This is a genomic window from Agromyces marinus (assembly GCF_021442325.1).
GTDB lineage: Bacteria > Actinomycetota > Actinomycetes > Actinomycetales > Microbacteriaceae > Agromyces > Agromyces marinus.
Genome location: NZ_CP087879.1, coordinates 1,245,368 through 1,262,838 on the forward strand (window position 1 = coordinate 1,245,368; position 17,471 = coordinate 1,262,838).

Annotated in this window: 17 protein-coding genes; 14 read left to right on the forward strand and 3 right to left on the reverse strand. The window is 72.1% G+C overall.

What is annotated here, in order from left to right; translation table 11 throughout:
* Nucleotides 1-3 precede the first annotated feature (3 nt).
* From DSM26151_RS05865 to DSM26151_RS05880, 4 genes are all read left to right on the forward strand, one after another.
* Nucleotides 4-1,683, forward strand: a complete 1,680-nt coding sequence (locus DSM26151_RS05865; RefSeq protein WP_234661479.1) for a cytochrome b/b6 domain-containing protein — start codon at nucleotides 4-6, stop codon at nucleotides 1,681-1,683.
* A gap of 155 nt (nucleotides 1,684-1,838) precedes the next feature.
* The gene (locus DSM26151_RS05870; RefSeq protein WP_234661480.1) at nucleotides 1,839-2,876 is read left to right on the forward strand and encodes an aldo/keto reductase; all 1,038 of its coding nucleotides are present in this window, start codon (nucleotides 1,839-1,841) and stop codon (nucleotides 2,874-2,876) included.
* Between the two features lie 43 nt (nucleotides 2,877-2,919).
* Entirely contained in the window at nucleotides 2,920-4,302 is a 1,383-nt protein-coding gene (locus DSM26151_RS05875) for a M16 family metallopeptidase (RefSeq protein WP_234661481.1), read from the forward strand.
* A 25-nt stretch (nucleotides 4,303-4,327) separates the two neighbouring features.
* Nucleotides 4,328-4,933 carry a histidine phosphatase family protein gene (locus tag DSM26151_RS05880; protein WP_234661482.1) on the forward strand — a complete coding sequence of 202 codons (606 nt, stop codon included), beginning with the start codon at nucleotides 4,328-4,330 and terminating at the stop codon, nucleotides 4,931-4,933.
* 10 nt (nucleotides 4,934-4,943) lie between these two features.
* Here the strand turns inward: DSM26151_RS05880 and DSM26151_RS05885 are convergent, their stop codons facing one another.
* The gene (locus tag DSM26151_RS05885; protein WP_234661483.1) at nucleotides 4,944-5,432 is read right to left on the reverse strand and encodes a GNAT family N-acetyltransferase; all 489 of its coding nucleotides are present in this window, start codon (nucleotides 5,430-5,432) and stop codon (nucleotides 4,944-4,946) included.
* Between the two features lie 33 nt (nucleotides 5,433-5,465).
* Between DSM26151_RS05885 and dapB the strand changes: the two genes are divergently transcribed.
* Together dapB and DSM26151_RS05895 are read left to right on the forward strand one after the other, a co-directional pair.
* Entirely contained in the window at nucleotides 5,466-6,224 is a 759-nt protein-coding gene (dapB, locus tag DSM26151_RS05890; protein WP_234661484.1) for a 4-hydroxy-tetrahydrodipicolinate reductase, read from the forward strand.
* The gene (locus tag DSM26151_RS05895) at nucleotides 6,221-6,676 is read left to right on the forward strand and encodes a hypothetical protein (protein WP_234661485.1); all 456 of its coding nucleotides are present in this window, start codon (nucleotides 6,221-6,223) and stop codon (nucleotides 6,674-6,676) included. Before dapB ends, DSM26151_RS05895 begins: the two co-directional genes overlap by 4 nt.
* On the opposite strand, the gene DSM26151_RS05900 is transcribed toward DSM26151_RS05895, so the two are convergent.
* Both DSM26151_RS05900 and DSM26151_RS05905 read right to left on the reverse strand, forming a co-directional pair.
* Nucleotides 6,636-7,553 carry a TIGR01777 family oxidoreductase gene (locus DSM26151_RS05900; RefSeq protein WP_234661486.1) on the reverse strand — a complete coding sequence of 306 codons (918 nt, stop codon included), beginning with the start codon at nucleotides 7,551-7,553 and terminating at the stop codon, nucleotides 6,636-6,638. The genes DSM26151_RS05895 and DSM26151_RS05900 overlap by 41 nt on opposite strands.
* A 2-nt stretch (nucleotides 7,554-7,555) precedes the next feature.
* Nucleotides 7,556-7,981 carry an OsmC family peroxiredoxin gene (locus DSM26151_RS05905; protein WP_234661487.1) on the reverse strand — a complete coding sequence of 142 codons (426 nt, stop codon included), beginning with the start codon at nucleotides 7,979-7,981 and terminating at the stop codon, nucleotides 7,556-7,558.
* Nucleotides 7,982-8,051: 70 nt separating this feature from the next.
* Here DSM26151_RS05905 and DSM26151_RS05910 point away from each other — a divergent pair, with 70 nt between their 5' ends.
* The 8 genes from DSM26151_RS05910 to DSM26151_RS05945 all read left to right on the forward strand — a co-directional run bounded on the left by DSM26151_RS05910 (nucleotide 8,052) and on the right by DSM26151_RS05945 (nucleotide 17,401).
* Nucleotides 8,052-8,858: a thymidylate synthase gene (locus tag DSM26151_RS05910; protein WP_234661488.1), complete on the forward strand. Its 807-nt coding sequence runs from the start codon at nucleotides 8,052-8,054 to the stop codon at nucleotides 8,856-8,858.
* 14 nt (nucleotides 8,859-8,872) lie between these two features.
* Entirely contained in the window at nucleotides 8,873-9,385 is a 513-nt protein-coding gene (locus DSM26151_RS05915; protein ID WP_234661489.1) for a dihydrofolate reductase, read from the forward strand.
* Nucleotides 9,386-9,563: 178 nt separating this feature from the next.
* Complete coding sequence (locus tag DSM26151_RS05920) at nucleotides 9,564-10,418, forward strand: type IV toxin-antitoxin system AbiEi family antitoxin domain-containing protein (RefSeq protein ID WP_234661490.1); 855 nt, start codon at nucleotides 9,564-9,566, stop codon at nucleotides 10,416-10,418.
* A 185-nt stretch (nucleotides 10,419-10,603) separates the two neighbouring features.
* On the forward strand, nucleotides 10,604-11,527 hold the full coding sequence (gene dapA, locus DSM26151_RS05925; protein ID WP_234661810.1) for a 4-hydroxy-tetrahydrodipicolinate synthase: 924 nt from the start codon (nucleotides 10,604-10,606) through the stop codon (nucleotides 11,525-11,527).
* 76 nt (nucleotides 11,528-11,603) lie between these two features.
* Nucleotides 11,604-13,280 carry a ribonuclease J gene (locus DSM26151_RS05930; RefSeq protein WP_234661491.1) on the forward strand — a complete coding sequence of 559 codons (1,677 nt, stop codon included), beginning with the start codon at nucleotides 11,604-11,606 and terminating at the stop codon, nucleotides 13,278-13,280.
* Nucleotides 13,281-13,358: 78 nt separating this feature from the next.
* Nucleotides 13,359-16,253 carry an FtsK/SpoIIIE family DNA translocase gene (locus tag DSM26151_RS05935; RefSeq protein WP_234661492.1) on the forward strand — a complete coding sequence of 965 codons (2,895 nt, stop codon included), beginning with the start codon at nucleotides 13,359-13,361 and terminating at the stop codon, nucleotides 16,251-16,253.
* A 45-nt stretch (nucleotides 16,254-16,298) separates the two neighbouring features.
* On the forward strand, nucleotides 16,299-16,901 hold the full coding sequence (gene pgsA / locus DSM26151_RS05940) for a CDP-diacylglycerol--glycerol-3-phosphate 3-phosphatidyltransferase (RefSeq protein WP_234661493.1): 603 nt from the start codon (nucleotides 16,299-16,301) through the stop codon (nucleotides 16,899-16,901).
* Nucleotides 16,898-17,401, forward strand: coding sequence for a CinA family protein (locus DSM26151_RS05945; RefSeq protein ID WP_234661494.1), 504 nt, complete (start codon nucleotides 16,898-16,900; stop codon nucleotides 17,399-17,401). The genes pgsA and DSM26151_RS05945 overlap by 4 nt, the downstream gene beginning before the upstream one ends.
* Nucleotides 17,402-17,471 lie beyond the last annotated feature (70 nt).

The window sequence follows — 17,471 nt, forward strand, 5'->3', positions numbered from 1 at the left end:
CGCGTGACCGAAGTTCGCAACCTGCGCAGGGGACTGCCACGGAGCCGCGGCGGTGAGCCCTGGCCCCCGGACGCGGCGGCACCGGCCGCGCAGGTGCCGGACGCGCAGGTGCCGGATGCGCAGGTGCCGGATGCGCAGGCGACGGCGCAGGCCGTGACGCCGCAGGCGGCCCCGGAACCGGCGGCAGCAGCGGCGGCGACGCCGCCCGCCGCGCCATCGGGTCGCCGGCTCCGAAGCGGCCTGCCGCGGGTGCGCGGAGGGGCGCCGTGGCCCGAGCCCGGCCAGGCGCCCGATGGTGCGATCGCCGAGGCGAGGGATGCCGCGGCCGCACCGCCACCGGCCACGTCGTCGCCGACCGCATCGTCGCCGGCCGCATCCGTCGATGCCGTGTCCGAGCCGCGTTCCGCGGATGCCGCGGGCGGGGCCGCTGCGGCGATCGGCACCGGGCTTCGCCGCGGGCTCCCTCGAGTCGCCGGGGGAGAGCCGTGGCCGGCACCCGGGGACGCTCCGGCGTCGACCCCGCCGACGCCGGTCGCTCGAACCACCGCGCCTCCTGCGACGGCGACCTCCGTGCCCGCGGCATCCGCTCCCGACGCTCCCGCGCCCGCGGCGGCAGCCGCTGCACCGACGAAGGCCGCCACCGCGCCTGCGGTATCGGCCCCAGAAGACCCGGCCCGGGCAGCAGCCGCGGCAGCCGTGGCATCCGCACCGACCGCGGCACCCCCGGCAGCCGCGGCGGCCCCGGCCCCCGACGCGCCCGCGCAGCCGGGTCCGATGCTGCGCGGCCCGATGACCGTCAGGCAGTGGGCCGGCGCATCCGTCGTCGGCATCCTCGCGATCATCGGTGCCGCGACCATCGTCGTCCAGCTCACGAGGTGGTTCCTCGGGCTCGAGTTCATGCAGGACTTCCTTGCGACCTACCCCGGCGAGACGCACCTGCCCGACGGTGCGCCCGTCGGCCTACCGGCCTGGCTCGGCTGGCAGCACTTCTTCAACGTCTTCCTCATCGTGCTGATCATCCGATCGGGCCTGCAGGTGCGCACCGAGCGGCGCCCGCCGGCGTCCTGGACGCCGCGCTGGGCGAAGGGCGGCCAGGGGAGGATCAGCCTCACCCTGTGGTTCCACCAGTCGCTCGACATCCTGTGGCTCGTGAACGGACTCGTCTTCATCGTGCTCCTGTTCGCGACGGGCCAGTGGATGCGCGTCGTGCCGACCAGTTGGGAGGTCCTTCCGAACGCGGTCTCCGCGGGGCTGCAGTACCTCTCGCTCGACTGGCCGCTCGAGAACGGCTGGGTCAACTACAACAGCCTCCAGGTGCTGGCGTACTTCGCGACGATCTTCATCGCCGCGCCGCTCGCCGCGATCACCGGGGTGCGGATGTCGGGGCTGTGGCCGAAGCGCGCCGCGACGCTGAGCCGCCTCTACCCGGTCGAGTGGGCTCGCGCCGTGCACTTCCCGGTCATGCTGTACTTCGTCGCGTTCATCGTCGTGCACGTGGCACTCGTGTTCCTGACCGGGGCGCTGCGCAACCTCAACCACATGTACGCGGCGCAGGACGCCGACGGCTGGCTGGGCTTCTGGATCTTCGTCGCCTCGATCGTCGTCATCGCGGCCGCGTGGTTCGCCGCCCGGCCGTCGGTGCTCGCGCCGATCGCGGGAGTGTTCGGCAAGGTCGGCCGGTAGCTCCCGAGTCCGATCCAGCCGGTCGCCGGACCGCGGCGCACGGGGCGTTCGTCTCCTCGGGTTCACAAACGATTCAGTAACGCTTCACCGTCAGGCCCGACGGCGCGTTCGTCCATCACCTAGCGTCGAAGGCAATCCTGGGGAGGAGGACACGCGTGGCACGACACGTACTGCAGGGGGCACGCCGCGTCGAGGACGCGGCGGCGACGCGGATGCCGCGCCACGACGCGCACGAGGCGATCGACAGCAACGCCGTCTCGGGACCGATCGCGGTTCCACGTCGCGAACCGCTCGGCGACACCGGTTTCGAGATCCACCCGCTCGCGCTCGGCGGGAGCGGGCTGGGCCGGGCGCTCGGCGACGGCGACGGCGACGCGATCCTGGATCGCTTCGTCGCGCTCGGCGGCAACCTGATCACCGCGATCGGCGACGATGCCGATGGCGGGAGCGAGCGCCTCATCGGCTCCTGGATGCACGAGCGCGGCACCCGCGACCGCGTCCACGTGATCACCGAGGTCGGTCGCGACCCGCAACGGCCGGGACTGTCTCCTGCGGCCATCGCCGCGTCGGTCGATGCGTCGCTGACGCGCCTGGCGACCGACCGGATCGACCTGCTCTGCTTCCACGGGGAGGACCCCGACACCCCGCTCGAGGAGAGCCTCGGCGCCGTCGACGCCCTCGTGCGTTCCGGCAAGGTGCTCGCCCTCGGCGCCTCCCACTTCAGCCCCGAACGGCTCATCGAGGCCCGCGTCCTCGCGGCCAACGGGCTCCCGCGGTTCAGGGCGATCACGACGCCGTACAACCTCATGCAGCGTCGCGGCTTCGAGGGAGCCACCGAACTGGTCGCCCACGCGCAGGCACTGCCCGTCCTGCCGTCCTCGGCGCTCGCGAACGGGTTCCTCGCCGGAGGCATCCGTCGTCGCACCGACGCGTCCCGCGACGCGCACGGCGCACGGCGCACGGCGCACCTGGGCCGGCGCGGATCGCGCGTGCTCCGGGCGCTCGACGAGGTCGCGGCGGCCCACCGCGCCACGCCCGCGACCGTCGCGATCGCGTGGCTGCTGGCCCGACCCACGGTAGCGGCCCCCGTCGCGAGCGTCAGCCGGCCGGAGCAGGTCGATGCGCTGCTCGCCGCGAGTTCGCTCCGACTCCAGCGCTCCGAACTCGTCGAACTCGACCGCGCCTCGGCCTGACACGCGAGACGTCGGCGTCCGGAGCGTGGCATAGGCTGGACGGGTGAACGGCGCCGTCGACCTCCAGCTCGGTGAGCCCGACCTCACCTTCCGCGCCGCAGGCGACACGCTCGTTCGCAGGACCGTGCTCCCGTCCGGCATCCGCGTGCTCACCGAGCAGGTGCCCGGAAGCCGGAGCGCGACCATCGGCTTCTGGGTCGCGGTCGGCTCGCGAGACGAGCACCCCGCAGACAGCGGCCACCCCGCGACCTTCGGTTCGACGCACTTCCTCGAGCACCTCCTGTTCAAGGGCACCGGCACGCGCAGCGCCCTCGACATCGCGGTCGCCGTCGACGCGGTCGGCGGCGAGCACAACGCCGTGACGGCGAAGGAGTACACGTGCTACTACGCCAAGGTGCAGGACCGCGACCTGCCCATGGCCGTCGACGTGCTCGCAGACATGTTCACCTCGTCGGTGCTCGACGTCGACGACTTCGAGTCCGAGCGCGGGGTCATCCTCGAGGAACTCGCGATGGCCGGCGACGACCCGGCGGATGTCGCGAACGAACGCTTCTTCGAGGCGGTGCTCGGCTCGCACCCGCTCGCGCGCCCCATCGGCGGCGACGCCCACACGATCGGCGCCGCCACCCGCGACGCGGTCCGGGAGCACTACCGTGCGTGCTACCGGGCGCCCGACCTCGTCGTGACGGCCGCGGGCGCCGTCGACCACGACGAACTCGTCGCCGGCCTGTCCGCCGCGCTCGTCGCCGCAGGCTGGGACCTCGAGGCGGTCGCGCCGCCGGTCGACCGCCGCGCGACGGAGGTCGCGCTCCTCGAGGGGCGCGCACCGCTGACCGTCGTCGAACGACCCGGCGAGCAGGCCCACCTCGTGCTCGGCGTGCCGGGCCTCGTGGCCACCGACGAACGACGCAGCGTGCTCAGCGTGCTCAGCACCATCTTCGGCGGCGGCATGTCGTCGCGACTCTTCCAGCAGATCCGCGAGCAGCGCGGGCTCGCCTACGCGGTGTACTCGTTCGCGCCCGGCTACTCGGATGCGGGCGTGTTCGGCATGTACGCGGGGTGCGCGCCGAAGAACGCCGCGACCGTCGCCGCGCTCATGCGCACCGAGCTCGAACGTCTCGCCCACCACGGCGTGACCGACGAGGAACTCGCGCGCGCGACCGGGTACCTCGGGGGAGCGTCCGCGCTCGCGCTCGAGGACTCCGACACGCGCATGTCGAGGCTCGGCCGCGCCGAGCTCGCCCTGGGGGAGTTCTCCGACCTCGACGAGGCGTTGCGCCGCGTCGGGCGCGTCACCGCCGACGACGTCCGGGCGCTCGCCACGGAACTGGCCGCCAGGCCGTTCTCACTCGCCGCGGTCGGCCCCGTCGACGAATGGATGTTCCGATCCGTCGTCGACTCGCCCGAAGCCCGACCCGTCGCCTGACGACGCCCGACCACAGGACCCGAACGTGCCCCACCACCTCTACCTCGTCCGACACGGCGAACAGCTCGACGCCGAGCACGGCATGCCCGACGGGCCGCTGTCGCCGCGCGGGCGACGCCAGGCCGAGCTGCTCGCCGAGCGGCTCGGCGGCATCCCCTTCGACGCCGCCTACCATTCGCCGCTGCAGCGTGCGGCGGAGACCGCCGGGATCATCGCGGAGAAGCTGCCGTCGCTGACGCCGGAGCCCTCGCCGCTGCTGTTCGACTGCGTCCCCTCGGGGCCCGCACCCGAGACGCCGGCCGCGTACGCCCCGTTCTTCGGCTCCTTCACCGAACTCGACTTCGAGGCCGGGCGAGCGCAGATGGCCGACGCCAACGCCGAGTTCCTGCGCTCGCACCGCGAGGACCGGCACGACCTGCTGATCACGCACAACTTCGTCATCGGCTGGTTCGTTCGCGAGGTGCTCGGGTCGCCCGAATGGCGGTGGGCGACCATCAACCAGGCGAACTGCGGGCTGACGGTGCTCACGCAGCGCGCGCCCGGACGGCCGTGGACGCTCGTCGTCCACAACGACCTCGCGCACCTGCCGCCCGAACTGCGCACGGGCCTGCCGGAGCCCTACGCGATCTGAGCGGGCCCGCTCACGGGCGCGGCCGCACGAGCTTGCCGTACCAGTTCGTGGCGTTCGGGTTGTCGTTGTAGGGCTCGATGGGCTCGTATCCGCTCGACGCGTACAGCCCGCCGGCCGCGGAGAGGCTCGCGTTGGTGTCGAGCACGAGCTCCTGGGCGCCGAACCCGATCGCGCGCGCCTCGAGCTCCTCGAGCAGGCGGCGCCCGCCGCCCCGGCCGCGCGCGGGCGGCGCGAGCCAGAGGTGCTTGACCTCGTACCGCACGAGCCCGTCGGTCGACGGGTCGATCCGCCGGATGCCGCCGCACCCGACCGCGGTCCCGGACTCGTCCTCGATGACGACGAACAGCCCTGCGGGCGGCGTGAACTGCGCGGCATCCGGCCACGTCGGGCGGTACGCACCCTGCTCGGGCGGGAATCCCGCGGCCCGCTCGGCGAAGTAGTCGCCGAGCAGCCCCTGCGCGTCGGGTGCGGTCACGGCGGCGTCGCGGAAGCGGAGCATGACGCCAGCCTACGGGCGGGTAGGGTGAAGCCCGTGACGATCACGGTGGCGGTCGCTGGCGCGACCGGGAAGATGGGGCGCTTGGCGACCCGGCTCATCGACGAGGCCGACGACCTCGACCTGCACGCGGGGCTCGACTCGTCGTCGAGCCTCGACGAACTCGCGGGCGCCGACGTCGTCTTCGACGTGACGCACCCGTCGGCGAGCCCGGCGATCGTCGAGGCCGCGATCGCCGCGGGTGCCGCGGTCGTCGTCGGCACGTCCGGGTGGTCGCGCGAGCGCATCGCCGAGGTCGAGTCGAGGCTCCGCCGCGAGGAGTCGCCGCGCGGGGTGATCTTCGTGCCGAACTTCTCGGTCGGCAGCGTGCTCGGCTCGGCGTTCGCCGCGATCGCAGCCCGGCACTTCGACTCCGTCGAGATCGTCGAGGCGCACCACGCGGGGAAGGTGGACTCGCCCTCGGGCACCGCGGTCCGCACGGCCGAACTCGTCGCCGCGTCCCGCGGCGACCTCGGCCCCGTCGCCGCCCCGCACGCCGACCAGCGGGCGCGCGGCCAGCTCGTCTCGGGTGTCCCGATCCACAGCCTCCGCATGGACGGCATCCTCGCCGACCAGCGGGTGCTCCTCGGCGGTCCGGGGGAGAGCCTGCAGATCACGCACTCGACGATCGCGTCCTCGGCGTACGAGGCGGGCATCCTGCTCGCGGTGCGCCGGGCTGCGACCGCGGACGGCGTCACGGTCGGCCTGGACGCGCTGCTCGGACTCGACACGCTCCTCGACGCGCCCGCCGCATGAGCGGAGCCAAGCTCGGCGCGATCGTCATGACCGCGCTGCTCGCCCTGTACGTGGTGCTGGTCGGCGCTCGCGCCATCCAGTTCGTGCAGACCGGCGAGCCGGTCGCGATCGCGATGGGCGTCGCCCTCATCGTGCTGCCGGTCATCGCCGTGTGGGCGATCTGGCGTGAACTGTCGTTCGGCATCCGCTCGCAGCGTCTCGTGCGCCGCCTCGAGGGCGAGGGCGCGCTCGACCTCGGCATCCCGGCGCGCCCGAGCGGCCGGGCGGATCGCGATGCGGCGGATGCCGCGTTCGGGCGGTTCCGCGCGGAGGTCGAAGCCGAACCGGACTCGTGGCGCGCCTGGCTCCGGCTCGGGCTCGCCTACGACGCCGCAGGCGACCGCCGGCGTGCGCGACGGGCGGTGCGCCGCGCTATCGAGCTGGACCGTTCGGGCGAGCCGGATCAGCACTGAGCATCGCGTCGAGGGCCGACTCGATGCTCGGGTGCGCGAACCGGTACCCGTCGTCGATGAGCCGCTGCGGGCGCACCTTCTGGCTCGAGAGGATCAGGTCGTCGGCTGCGCGGCCGATGGCGAGCTCGAGGACCCGTTCGGGGACGGGGATCGCGTAGGGCCGATGCAGCCGTTCGGCGAGCGCCGCCATGACGCGGTCGGCGGTCGCGGGGGTCGGCCCGACCAGGTTCACCGGGCCCGACGCATGCGAGTCGAGCAGTCGCACGATCGCCCCGACCTCGTCGTCGAGCGAGATCCACGGCCAGTGCTGGCCGCCCGTGCCGAGCCGCCCGGACACGCCGAGCGTGGAGAGCAGTCGGAGCCGTCGCATCACGCCGCCCGGGCCGATGACGATGCCGCTGCGCAGCAGCACGGTGCGGGTCTGCTCGGGGGCCAGGCGCGCCGCGGCCTCCCATCGGGCGACGACCTCGGCGAGGAACCCGGTGCCCGCGCTCGAATGCTCCGTCAGCAGTTCGCCGGGCCGGTCGCCGTAGTACCCGACGGCCGAGCCGCTGAGGAACACGGCGGGCGGGGTTCGCGCCTTGCGCATGGCGTCCGCGAGCGTTCGGGTCGCGCGCACGCGCGACTCGAGGATCTCGTTTCGGTAGCGGCGGGTCCAGGGGAGCCGCTGAAGTGAGGCGCCCGCGAGGTTCAGCACCGCGTCGACGCGGTCCATGATCGTGAAGTCGATGATCCCCGAACCGGGCGACCACGACACCTCGTCGTCGGACTGCGCTCGTCGCCGGACGAGCCGCACCACGTCGTGCCCGTCGCCGGCGAGTCGCTCGCGGACGGCAGAGCCGATGAAGCCGGACGCTCCGGCGACGAGGACGCGCACCGCTACGCGAGTTCCGCCTCGATGGTGATGGTCGTGCCGGCGAGGGCCTTCGAGATCGGGCAGTTCACCTTCGCGTCCTCGGCGAACGCCTCGAACTCCGCCTCGGTGACCCCCGGCACGCGTGCGCTCACGAGCAGGTGGCTGCCCGTGACGCCTTCGCCCGGCTGGAAGGTCACGGCGGCGGTCGTCTGGATGCTCTCGGGTGCGTGTCCGGCCTTGGTGAGGATGTTCGACAGCGCCATCGAGAAGCAGGCCGAGTGCGCCGCACCGAGCAGTTCCTCGGGGTTGGTCGTGCCGGCCTCGCCCTCGGCGCGTGCCGTCCAGTTCACGGCGAACTCGGCGACCTTCGACGAATCGAGTCGCGTCGTGCCCGAACCCTCGAAGAGGGTTCCCGTCCAGACCGTGGTCGCTTCGCTCGTCAGTGCCATGGGTCCTCCTCGTCGAATGGGTTCCCAGCCTATCGAGCGGATGCCGCGCCGTCGGCGTTAGCCTTGGGCCGTGGCCAGCGCGATTCCGACTCCGTACGAAGACCTCCTCCGCGATGTGCTCGAGCACGGCACGCCGAAGGCGGACCGCACCGGCACCGGAACGCGCAGCGTCTTCGGCCGTCAGCTGCGCTTCGACCTCGCGCAGGGGTTCCCGCTCATCACGACCAAGCGCGTCCACTTCAAGTCCGTCGCGCTCGAGCTGCTGTGGTTCCTGCGGGGCGATTCGAACGTGCGGTGGCTCCAGGAACGCGGCGTGAGCATCTGGGACGAGTGGGCGGATGCCGCGGGCGAGCTCGGCCCGGTCTACGGCGTGCAGTGGCGCAGCTGGCCTACCCCGTCGGGCGAGCAGGTCGACCAGATCGCTCAGGTGATCGACGAGATCCGCCGCAACCCCGACTCGCGTCGGCTCGTCGTGTCGGCCTGGAACCCGGCCGACATCCCCGACATGGCGCTCGCGCCGTGTCATGCGCTGTTCCAGTTCCATGTCGCCGACGGCCGCCTCTCGTGCCAGCTCTACCAGCGCAGCGCGGACCTGTTCCTCGGCGTGCCGTTCAACATCGCCTCGTACGCGCTGCTCACGCACCTGATCGCGCAGCAGACCGGGCTCGAGGTCGGCGACTTCGTGTGGACCGGCGGCGACTGCCACATCTACGACAACCACGTCGAGCAGGTGCGCACGCAGCTCGAGCGCGACCCGTACCCGTATCCGACCCTGCGCGTGGCCCCGCGCGCGTCGATCGACGAGTACGAGTTCGCCGACTTCGAGGTCGTCGGATACGAGCACCACCCCGCGATCCGCGCGGCCGTCGCGGTATGAGCGGTGACGGCGGCGTGAGCCGAATCGGACTCATCTGGGCGGAGGCGCGCGGGGGAGTCATCGGCGCGGGCGGCGGCATGCCCTGGCACGTGCCCGAAGACCTGGCGCACTTCAAGCGCACGACCGCCGGATCGCCCGTGATCATGGGCCGGCGAACCTGGGACTCGCTCCCGCCGAGGTTCCGTCCGTTGCCGGGCCGGGCGAACATCGTCGTGACGCGCCGGGCCGACTGGCACGTCGACGGCGCCGAGCGCGCGGCATCCGTCGGCGAGGCGATCGAGCTCGCGAACTCGCACGCGTCGGCCGCAGCGGACGGCCGCATCTGGGTCATCGGCGGCGCCGAGATCTTCGCGCGCACGATCGGCCTGGCCGACCGCCTCGTCGTCACCGAACTCGACGTCGACGTCGACGGGGACACGTTCGCACCCGACCGCTCGGGCTGGCCGGTCGTGTCGTCCGACCCCGTCGAGGGATGGCACGACTCGAGCTCCGGCATCCGCTACCGCTTCCTCACCCTCGAGCGCTGACCCGTCGACCGGTCGTCGGACGATCGGGCCGACACGCCGCCCGGTCCCGGCGCGTCGAACGAATCCTCCGACGACCGGCCAACCGACCCTGCCTCCACACGCGCGGGCGTGAGGGAGTTGCGCACTGGGGGAAGGTGGGGTGGGCGGAAACGGCTGCGCGGCGCGCAGCATGTGGGTCATGCCCATCGATCCCGTTCGCGCATGCGCCGCGCTGGGCGGCATCGCCAGCAGGGCCGAACTGCTTCGCGCGGGTGCGTCGCGCTCGACGATGCACCGGGCGGTGCGGGCGAACGACCTGCTGCGACTGCGCCAGGGGGTGTACGCCGTCGCGGACCTCCCCGACGAAGTGAGGGCGGCCGCCGCGCACGGCGGCGCGCTCACCTGCGCCCCGCGGCTCCGGTTCGCAGGTCTCTGGCTGCTCGCCGAGCAGCACGGCGTGCACGTCGCGATCCCCGGTCGCGGCCGGATGTTCGAGCACGTGGGTTGCGTGTGCGTCACCCACCGGGCCGACGCTCCCGCCAGGGGAGGTATGGTGCCCGTGGTCCATGCCCTGGCGCATCTGCGGCGTTGCGCGGGCGCGGAGGATTTCGTCGTGGCGCTCGAGTCCGCGTTGCGGCTCGGCGTGCTCGAAGAGCCCGGGCGGGCGGCGTTGCGCGCGTTGGTCCCGAAGCATGCATGGGCACTCGTCGACGATGCGAGAACGGATGCCGACAGCGGACTCGAGTCGCTGCTGCGCCACCGGCTGAACCGTCTGGGAATCTCGCTGCAGTCGCAGGTGAGCATCCCCGGGGTCGGTCGGGTCGACTTCGTCCTGGGAGACCGGCTCATCCTCGAGGTCGACGGGCGCGACAACCACGACGGACCGTCGAAACGGCACCGCGACCTGGTGCGGGATTCGGTCGCAGCGGCGCACGGCTTCGACACCCTGCGCTTCGACTACGCCATGGTCGTCCACGACTGGCCGGTCGTCGAGGCCGCGATCCTCGGCAAGGTCGAGCGGAACCTTCACCTTCGTCGGCCGTACGTCGGATGATTCGGATGCCGCGCCGACCTCCCCCGGCGCGCCGCACGAATCATCCGACGATCGGCACGTGAGACGGCGGGAGGACGGGGGAGTCGGGCGGCTGGAGGCGAGGCGGGAGGGCGAGCCGCGATAGCCTGTAGGGCGTGAGTGCAGTCAATCCCTTCGGTCAGGTGCTCGTCGCGCTCGTCACGCCCATGACGGCGGACGGCGAGGTCGCGTGGGACGACGTCGAGAAGCACATCGACGACGTCATCAGCGCCGGCGCCGACGGGATCGTGGTCACGGGCACGACCGGTGAGACCTCGACGCTCACCGATGCCGAGAAGCTGCGCCTCGTCGAGGTCGGCAAGGACGTCGCCGCGGGCCGCGCGAAGATCATCACGGGCGGCGGGTCGAACGAGACCGCGCACGCCATCGAGCTCTACAAGGCCAGCGAGAAGGCCGGCGCCGACGGCATCATGATCGTCACGCCCTACTACAACAAGCCCACCCAGGCCGGAATCCTCACGCACTTCCGCCTCGTCGCGGATGCGACCGACCTGCCCGTGATCCTCTACGACATCCCCGGCCGGACCGGCGTGCCCATCGCGTACGAGACCATCCTGCGCCTGGCCAAGCACCCGAACATCCTGGCTGTGAAAGACGCCAAGGGCGACTTCAGCCAGGTGAGCCGCGTGCTCAACCAGACCGACCTCATGTACTTCTCGGGCGACGACGCCAACGTGCTGCCGCACCTCTCGATCGGCGCGACCGGCCTCATCGGCGTGACCGCGAACATCGCGCCCGCGCCGTACCGCGCCATCGTGGACGCCGTCAATCGGGGCGACCTCGCGGCCGCGACCGCCGAGCACCGTCGGCTCGAACCGCTCGTGCGAGCCGCGATGACGCACGTGCCAGGCACCGTCGCGTCGAAGTACATCCTCCACGGACTCGGCCGGATCGGCAGCCCGCGCGTGCGCCTTCCGCTCGTCGGCCCCGAGGAATGGGAGGCTGCCCTCATCGAGGACGAGCTCGACCTCGTCCAGGGCGTGCCCGGCGTCGACTTCCACAACTTCCGGCCCGACCGCAACGCCGCCGCCGGCGGCGCACTGCCGAAGGTGGCCGGCACCACGCGCTGACGCGCGCCCCACGAGACATCCGCTGCGGCACGCGCCACAGCACCAACTGAACACTGCGAGAGAGTAAGGAGGGCGCATGCCCGACGAGATCTTCGACCCCCAGCCGCTCCAGCCCGGAACGCTGCGGGTCACCCCCATCGGCGGCCTCGGCGAGGTCGGCCGCAACATGACGTGCTTCGAGATCGACGGCAAGCTGCTGATCGTCGACTGCGGCGTGCTCTTCCCCGAGGAGCACCAGCCCGGCGTCGACCTGATCCTGCCCGACTTCGGCTTCCTCGAGGAGCGCATCGACGACATCGTCGCGGTCGTGCTCACCCACGGCCACGAGGACCACATCGGCGCCGTGCCCTACCTGCTGCGCCTGCGACGCGACATCCCCCTCGTGGGCTCCACGCTCACGCTCGCGCTCGTCGAGGCCAAGCTCAAGGAGCACCGCATCGCGCCCTACAGCCTCACCGTCAAGGAGGGGCAGGTCGAGGAACTCGGGCCGTTCGAGCTCGAGTTCGTCGCGGTCAACCACTCGATCCCCGACGCACTCGCCGTCGCGATCCACACCGACGCGGGCACCGTGCTCGCGACGGGCGACTTCAAGATGGACCAGCTCCCGCTCGACGGGCGCCTGACCGACCTGCGCGAGTTCGCCCGCCTCGGAGAAGAGGGCGTCGACCTCTTCCTCGTCGACTCGACGAACGCCGACGTGCCCGGCTTCACCCCGCTCGAGCGCGCGATCGGCCCCGTGCTCGACGAGGTCATCGCCCGGTCGCCGCGTCGCGTGATCGTCGCGAGCTTCTCCAGCCACGTGCACCGCGTACAGCAGGTGCTCGACGCAGCCCACGCGAACGGACGCCGTGTCGCACTGCTCGGGCGCTCGATGGTGCGCAACATGACCATCGCCGCCGACCTCGGCTACCTCAAGGTTCCCGAGGGCGTGCTCGTGGACTACAAGAAGGCCGGCGACATCCCCGACGACGAGATCGTCTACATGTCGACGGGCTCGCAGGGCGAGCCGATGGCGGTCCTCAGCCGCATGGCCAACCGCGACCACCAGATCGAGGTCGGCGAGGGCGACACCGTGATCCTCGCGTCGAGCCTGATCCCGGGCAACGAGAACGCGGTCTACCGCGTGATCGACGGACTCACCAAGCTCGGCGCGAACGTCGTGCACAAGGGCAACGCGAAGGTGCACGTCTCTGGGCACGCCGCCGCGGGTGAACTGCTGTACTGCTACAACATCCTGCAGCCGAGGAACGTCCTGCCGGTCCACGGCGAGTACCGCCACCTCGTCGCGAACGCGCGCCTCGCGCAGGACACCGGCATCCCCGCCGAGCGCACCTTCATCGCCGAGAACGGCACCGTGCTCGACCTGCGCGACGGCGAGGTCACCGTCGCCGGCCAGCTCGACCTCGGATTCGTGTACGTCGACGGTTCGACGGTCGGCGAGATCACCGACGCCGACCTGAAGGACCGCCGCATCCTCGGCGAGGAGGGGTTCATCTCGATCATCGTCGTCGTGGACGCCTCGACCGGGCGCGTGATCGTGGGCCCCGAGATCCACGCGCGCGGCTTCGCCGAGGACGACGCGGTCTTCGAGGACGTCAAGCCCAAGATCGTGGCTGCGCTGGCGGATGCCGCCCAGCACGGCGTCCACGACCCGCACGCGTTGCAGCAGACGCTGCGTCGCACGGTCGGCACCTGGGTGAACCGCCGCCTGCGTCGCCGCCCGATGCTCGTGCCGCTCGTCATCGAGGCGTAGCCGCGCCCCCTTCCCTCCCTGCCCGACACTCGCCGCCGCTGCGCGTCGGCGTCGTCGGCTGGCCGTAACGTGGAACCCATGGCTCCGAGCACCAAGTCGAACGGCCGCGCGTCGCGCGCGTCCGGGCGCGGCTCGTCGGCGCGCACGGCACCTACGAAGAAGCTGCCGGCCCAGCGCGCGTCGACGAGTTCCCGCAGCGCCGCGAAGCCCGATCAACCCGGGCTGCTCGTGCGCGCCTGGATGGGACTCGCGCACATGACGGGTGGTGCGGCGCGCGCGCTCGGCCCCGAGACGCTCGCGAAGGAGGAGCGCCGCGACGGCCTGCCCTTCTTCCTGGTGCTCATGGCGATCACCGGAGCGGTCGTCGAGTGGTTCTTCATCAACGACGAGGTCGCGCGCTCGCTCGACGCGTACACGTTCGGCGGGCTGTTCGGGCGGGTGGCGTTCGCGCTTCCGGTCGTGATGCTCATGTTCGCGGTGTGGCTGTTCCGGCACCCGAGTTCGGTGCACGACAACACGCGCATCGGCATCGGGCTGGGCATGCTGCTCATCACCGTCTCCGGCCTGTGCCACCTGTTCGGCGGGCAGCCCGAGCCGAGCGAGGGCATGCCCTCGCTCGCGCAGGCGGGCGGCATCCTCGGCTGGATGCTCGCGGCGCCGCTCATCTTCCTCATCACCGAGGTGGGCGCGGGCATCGTCCTCGTCGTCCTCGTGCTGCTCTCCCTGCTGATCCTGACCAAGACGCCGCCGACGCGGGTGCCCCAGCGGTTCCGCGAACTGTACGAGTGGCTCTTCGGTGCACTGGAGGGAGCGGATGCCGAGGCTGGGGAGCCCGCGACGTCCGAGTCCAAGCCCAAGCGCCGCTCGAAGGCGGACCGCACCGAGCAGGTCGAGCTCGACGGGGTCGACGACGACGAGACCCCCTCGGGCGGCCTGCTGCCGTGGTGGCGCCGCAACGCGTCGAACCGCGAGGAGGATCCGGACTTCACCGGCTCCGGTGCCGAGGGCCTCACCGAGGTGTTCGGCGAGGGTTCGGCCGCCGGCAGCTTCGAGACTCCGCTCGAGGGCGTTCGTCCCGCAGATCCGTACGGTGCCGGGGTCATCGACGACCTCGAGCGCGCCGAGTCGGCGCTGCAGCGCTTCACGGGCGAGGTCGCGCCCGGCGGCACGGGCCTGCTCGGCGACGACCCGGGCGCGACCCAGGTGCTCGCACCTGCGGGCGCGGGTGCGCCGGCCGGCACCGCCGGCGCGACGACGGCGGATGCCGCGGCCGGAGCAGATGCCGCACCCGACCTCGATCCCGAGGACCACCACCCGGATCGGCCGTACCACCTGCCCGCGTCGTCGACGCTGGCGGCGGGTGCGCCGGGCAAGACCCGTTCGGCGGTCAACGACGAGGTCGTGCGCCAGATCACGGGCGTCCTCGAGCAGTTCAACGTCGACGCGAAGGTGACCGGGTTCTCACGCGGTCCGACGGTCACGCAGTACGAGATCGAACTCGGTCCCGGGGTCAAGGTCGAACGCGTGACCGCGCTGTCGAAGAACCTCTCGTACGCGGTCGCGTCGAACGAGGTGCGCATCCTCTCGCCGATCCCCGGCAAGTCCGCCATCGGCGTCGAGATCCCGAACGCCGACCGCGAGACGGTCACGCTCGGCGACGTGCTCCGCTCGGGCGCTGCGGTCAACGCCAAGCACCCGATGACGATCGGCGTCGGAAAAGACGTCGGCGGCGGGTACGTCGTGGCGAACCTCGCGAAGATGCCGCACCTGCTCGTGGCCGGCTCCACCGGTTCGGGCAAGTCGAGCTTCGTGAACTCGATGATCACGAGCCTGCTCATGCGCGCGAAGCCCGCCGAGGTGCGGATGGTGCTCATCGACCCCAAGCGCGTCGAGCTCGCGCCGTACGCGGGGGTGCCGCACCTCATCACGCCGATCATCACGAACCCGAAGAAGGCGGCGGAGGCGCTGCAGTGGGTCGTGAAGGAGATGGACATGCGCTACGACGACCTCGCGTCGTTCGGGTTCCGTCACATCGACGACTTCAACGCGGCCGTGGTGGGCGATGAGATCAAGCTGCCCGCCGGCAGCGAGCGCAAGCTCAAGCCGTACCCGTACCTGCTCGTCGTGGTCGACGAGCTCGCCGACCTCATGATGGTCGCCCCGCGCGACGTCGAGGACTCGATCGTTCGCATCACGCAGCTCGCCCGCGCGTCGGGCATCCACCTCGTGCTGGCCACGCAGCGGCCGTCGGTCGACGTCGTGACCGGCCTGATCAAGGCCAACGTGCCGTCGCGCCTCGCGTTCGCGGTGACGAGCGTCACCGATTCCCGGGTCATCCTCGACCAGCCGGGCGCCGACAAGCTCATCGGCCAGGGCGACGCGCTGTTCCTGCCGATGGGGGCCTCGAAGCCGATCCGCGTGCAGGGTGCGTGGGTCACCGAGACCGAGATCGACCGCGTGGTGAAGCACGTCACTCGTCAGGCGCGCCCCGAGTACCGAAAGGACGTCGAGGCCGCGGTCGAGCGGAAGGAGATCGACTCCGACATCGGCGACGACCTCGAGCTGCTGCTCGCCGCCGCGGAACTCGTCGTCTCGACCCAGTTCGGGTCGACGTCGATGCTGCAGCGCAAGCTCCGCGTCGGGTTCGCCAAGGCGGGCCGCCTCATGGACCTCCTCGAGTCGCGCGAGATCGTCGGGCCGTCCGAGGGTTCGAAGGCGCGCGACGTGCTCGTGACGCCCGAGCAGCTCCCCGGGGTGCTCGCGAGGCTGCGCGGCGAGGAACCGTCGACGCCGGCCGCGCCCGCGGCATCCGCTTCGCCCGAGCAACCGCCGGCCGCAGCGCCGGCGACGCAGCCCGGGCCGAGCGAGGTCGACGACCGCTACGACGACCCGGTCGGCCGGATCCCCGAGGGCCTCGAAGAGGTCGAGGCCGGCCCCGACGAGGATGCCTGGGGGCTCACCGGACGGGACTGACGGGCCGCGACGGGGCTGGCCGCGAGCGGCCGTTAGGCTGGGCGCATGACCGCTCCCGAGGGCCGTGCACGCGTCTCGAACTGGAACCTGCCGAACGCGATCACGGTCGTCCGGATCGTCATGGCGCCCGTGTTCTTCTGGCTGCTGCTCGCCGATGCAGGCGCCGACGGGCCGATGCGCTGGTGGGCAGCGGCCATCTTCGTCGTCGCGATCTCGACCGACTGGGTCGACGGCCATCTGGCGCGCTCCCGGGGGCTCGTGACCGACCTCGGCAAGCTGCTGGATCCGATCGCCGACAAGCTGCTCACGAGCGGCGCGCTCGTGTGCCTGTCGATCCTCGGCGAGCTGTGGTGGTGGGTCACGATCCTCATCGTCGTGCGCGAGGTCGGCATCACGGTCTGGCGGCTCGTCGAGGTGAGCCGGGGCACGGTGGTCCCGGCATCGTCGGGGGGCAAGGCGAAGACGTTCACGCAGGCGATCGCGATCTCGCTCCTCCTGACGCCGCTGTGGCTGTTCCTCGGCGACTGGTACCTGTGGCTGGGCTGGGCGTGCATGGCGGCCGCGCTCGTGCTCACGGTCTGGTCGGGCCTGCTGTACGTGCGCGACGCGATCCGCCTCGGGCGCGAGCACCGGGCCGGCGCGCAGTGAGCGACGCGGCGGAACTCGTCGCGCGGCTTCGGGAGCGCGGGCGCACGGTGGCGTGCGCCGAATCGCTCACGGGCGGGCTGCTGTCCGCGACCATCGTCGACGTGCCCGGCGCCTCGGAGGTGCTCCTCGGCGGGGTCGTCGCCTATGCGACCGAGCTCAAGAGGGCGCTCGTCGGCGTCGACGAGCGGCTGCTCGCCGAACGGGGACCCGTCGACCCGGAGGTCGCCGAACAACTGGCCGAGCGGATCCGCGCGCTCTGCGCGGTCGCCGGCCGTGCGGCCGATCTCGGGCTCGCGACCACCGGCGTCGCCGGGCCCGACCCCCAGGGCGGATTCCCCCCGGGGCGGGTCCACCTCGGCATCGCCTCACCGCGCGGCGTCCGCTCGGTCGAGCTGGACCTGCCGGGCGATCGTGCGGCCGTTCGCCGCGGGAGCGTCGACCGGGCGCTCGCCGAGGCGCTCGTCGAGCTCGACGCGCTGGACGCGGCATCCGTCGGGTGAGGTACGCGACCGCGTCCGGGCCCGGGGAATAGGGCAGATGACGACTCGGTTACACGTCTGCAGTTCACAA

Excerpts from the sequence above, each read along its gene's own strand:
- DSM26151_RS05885 (WP_234661483.1), bottom strand. The coding sequence starts at position 5,432 with ATGCTCCGCTTCCGCGACGCCGCCGTGACCGCACCCGACGCGCAGGGG.
- DSM26151_RS05895 (WP_234661485.1), top strand. The coding sequence starts at position 6,221 with ATGAGCGGAGCCAAGCTCGGCGCGATCGTCATGACCGCGCTGCTCGCC.
- DSM26151_RS05905 (WP_234661487.1), bottom strand. The coding sequence starts at position 7,981 with ATGGCACTGACGAGCGAAGCGACCACGGTCTGGACGGGAACCCTCTTC.
- DSM26151_RS05920 (WP_234661490.1), top strand. The coding sequence starts at position 9,564 with ATGCCCATCGATCCCGTTCGCGCATGCGCCGCGCTGGGCGGCATCGCC.
- dapA (WP_234661810.1), top strand. The coding sequence starts at position 10,604 with ATGACGGCGGACGGCGAGGTCGCGTGGGACGACGTCGAGAAGCACATC.
- DSM26151_RS05930 (WP_234661491.1), top strand. The coding sequence starts at position 11,604 with ATGCCCGACGAGATCTTCGACCCCCAGCCGCTCCAGCCCGGAACGCTG.
- DSM26151_RS05935 (WP_234661492.1), top strand. The coding sequence starts at position 13,359 with ATGGCTCCGAGCACCAAGTCGAACGGCCGCGCGTCGCGCGCGTCCGGG.
- pgsA (WP_234661493.1), top strand. The coding sequence starts at position 16,299 with ATGACCGCTCCCGAGGGCCGTGCACGCGTCTCGAACTGGAACCTGCCG.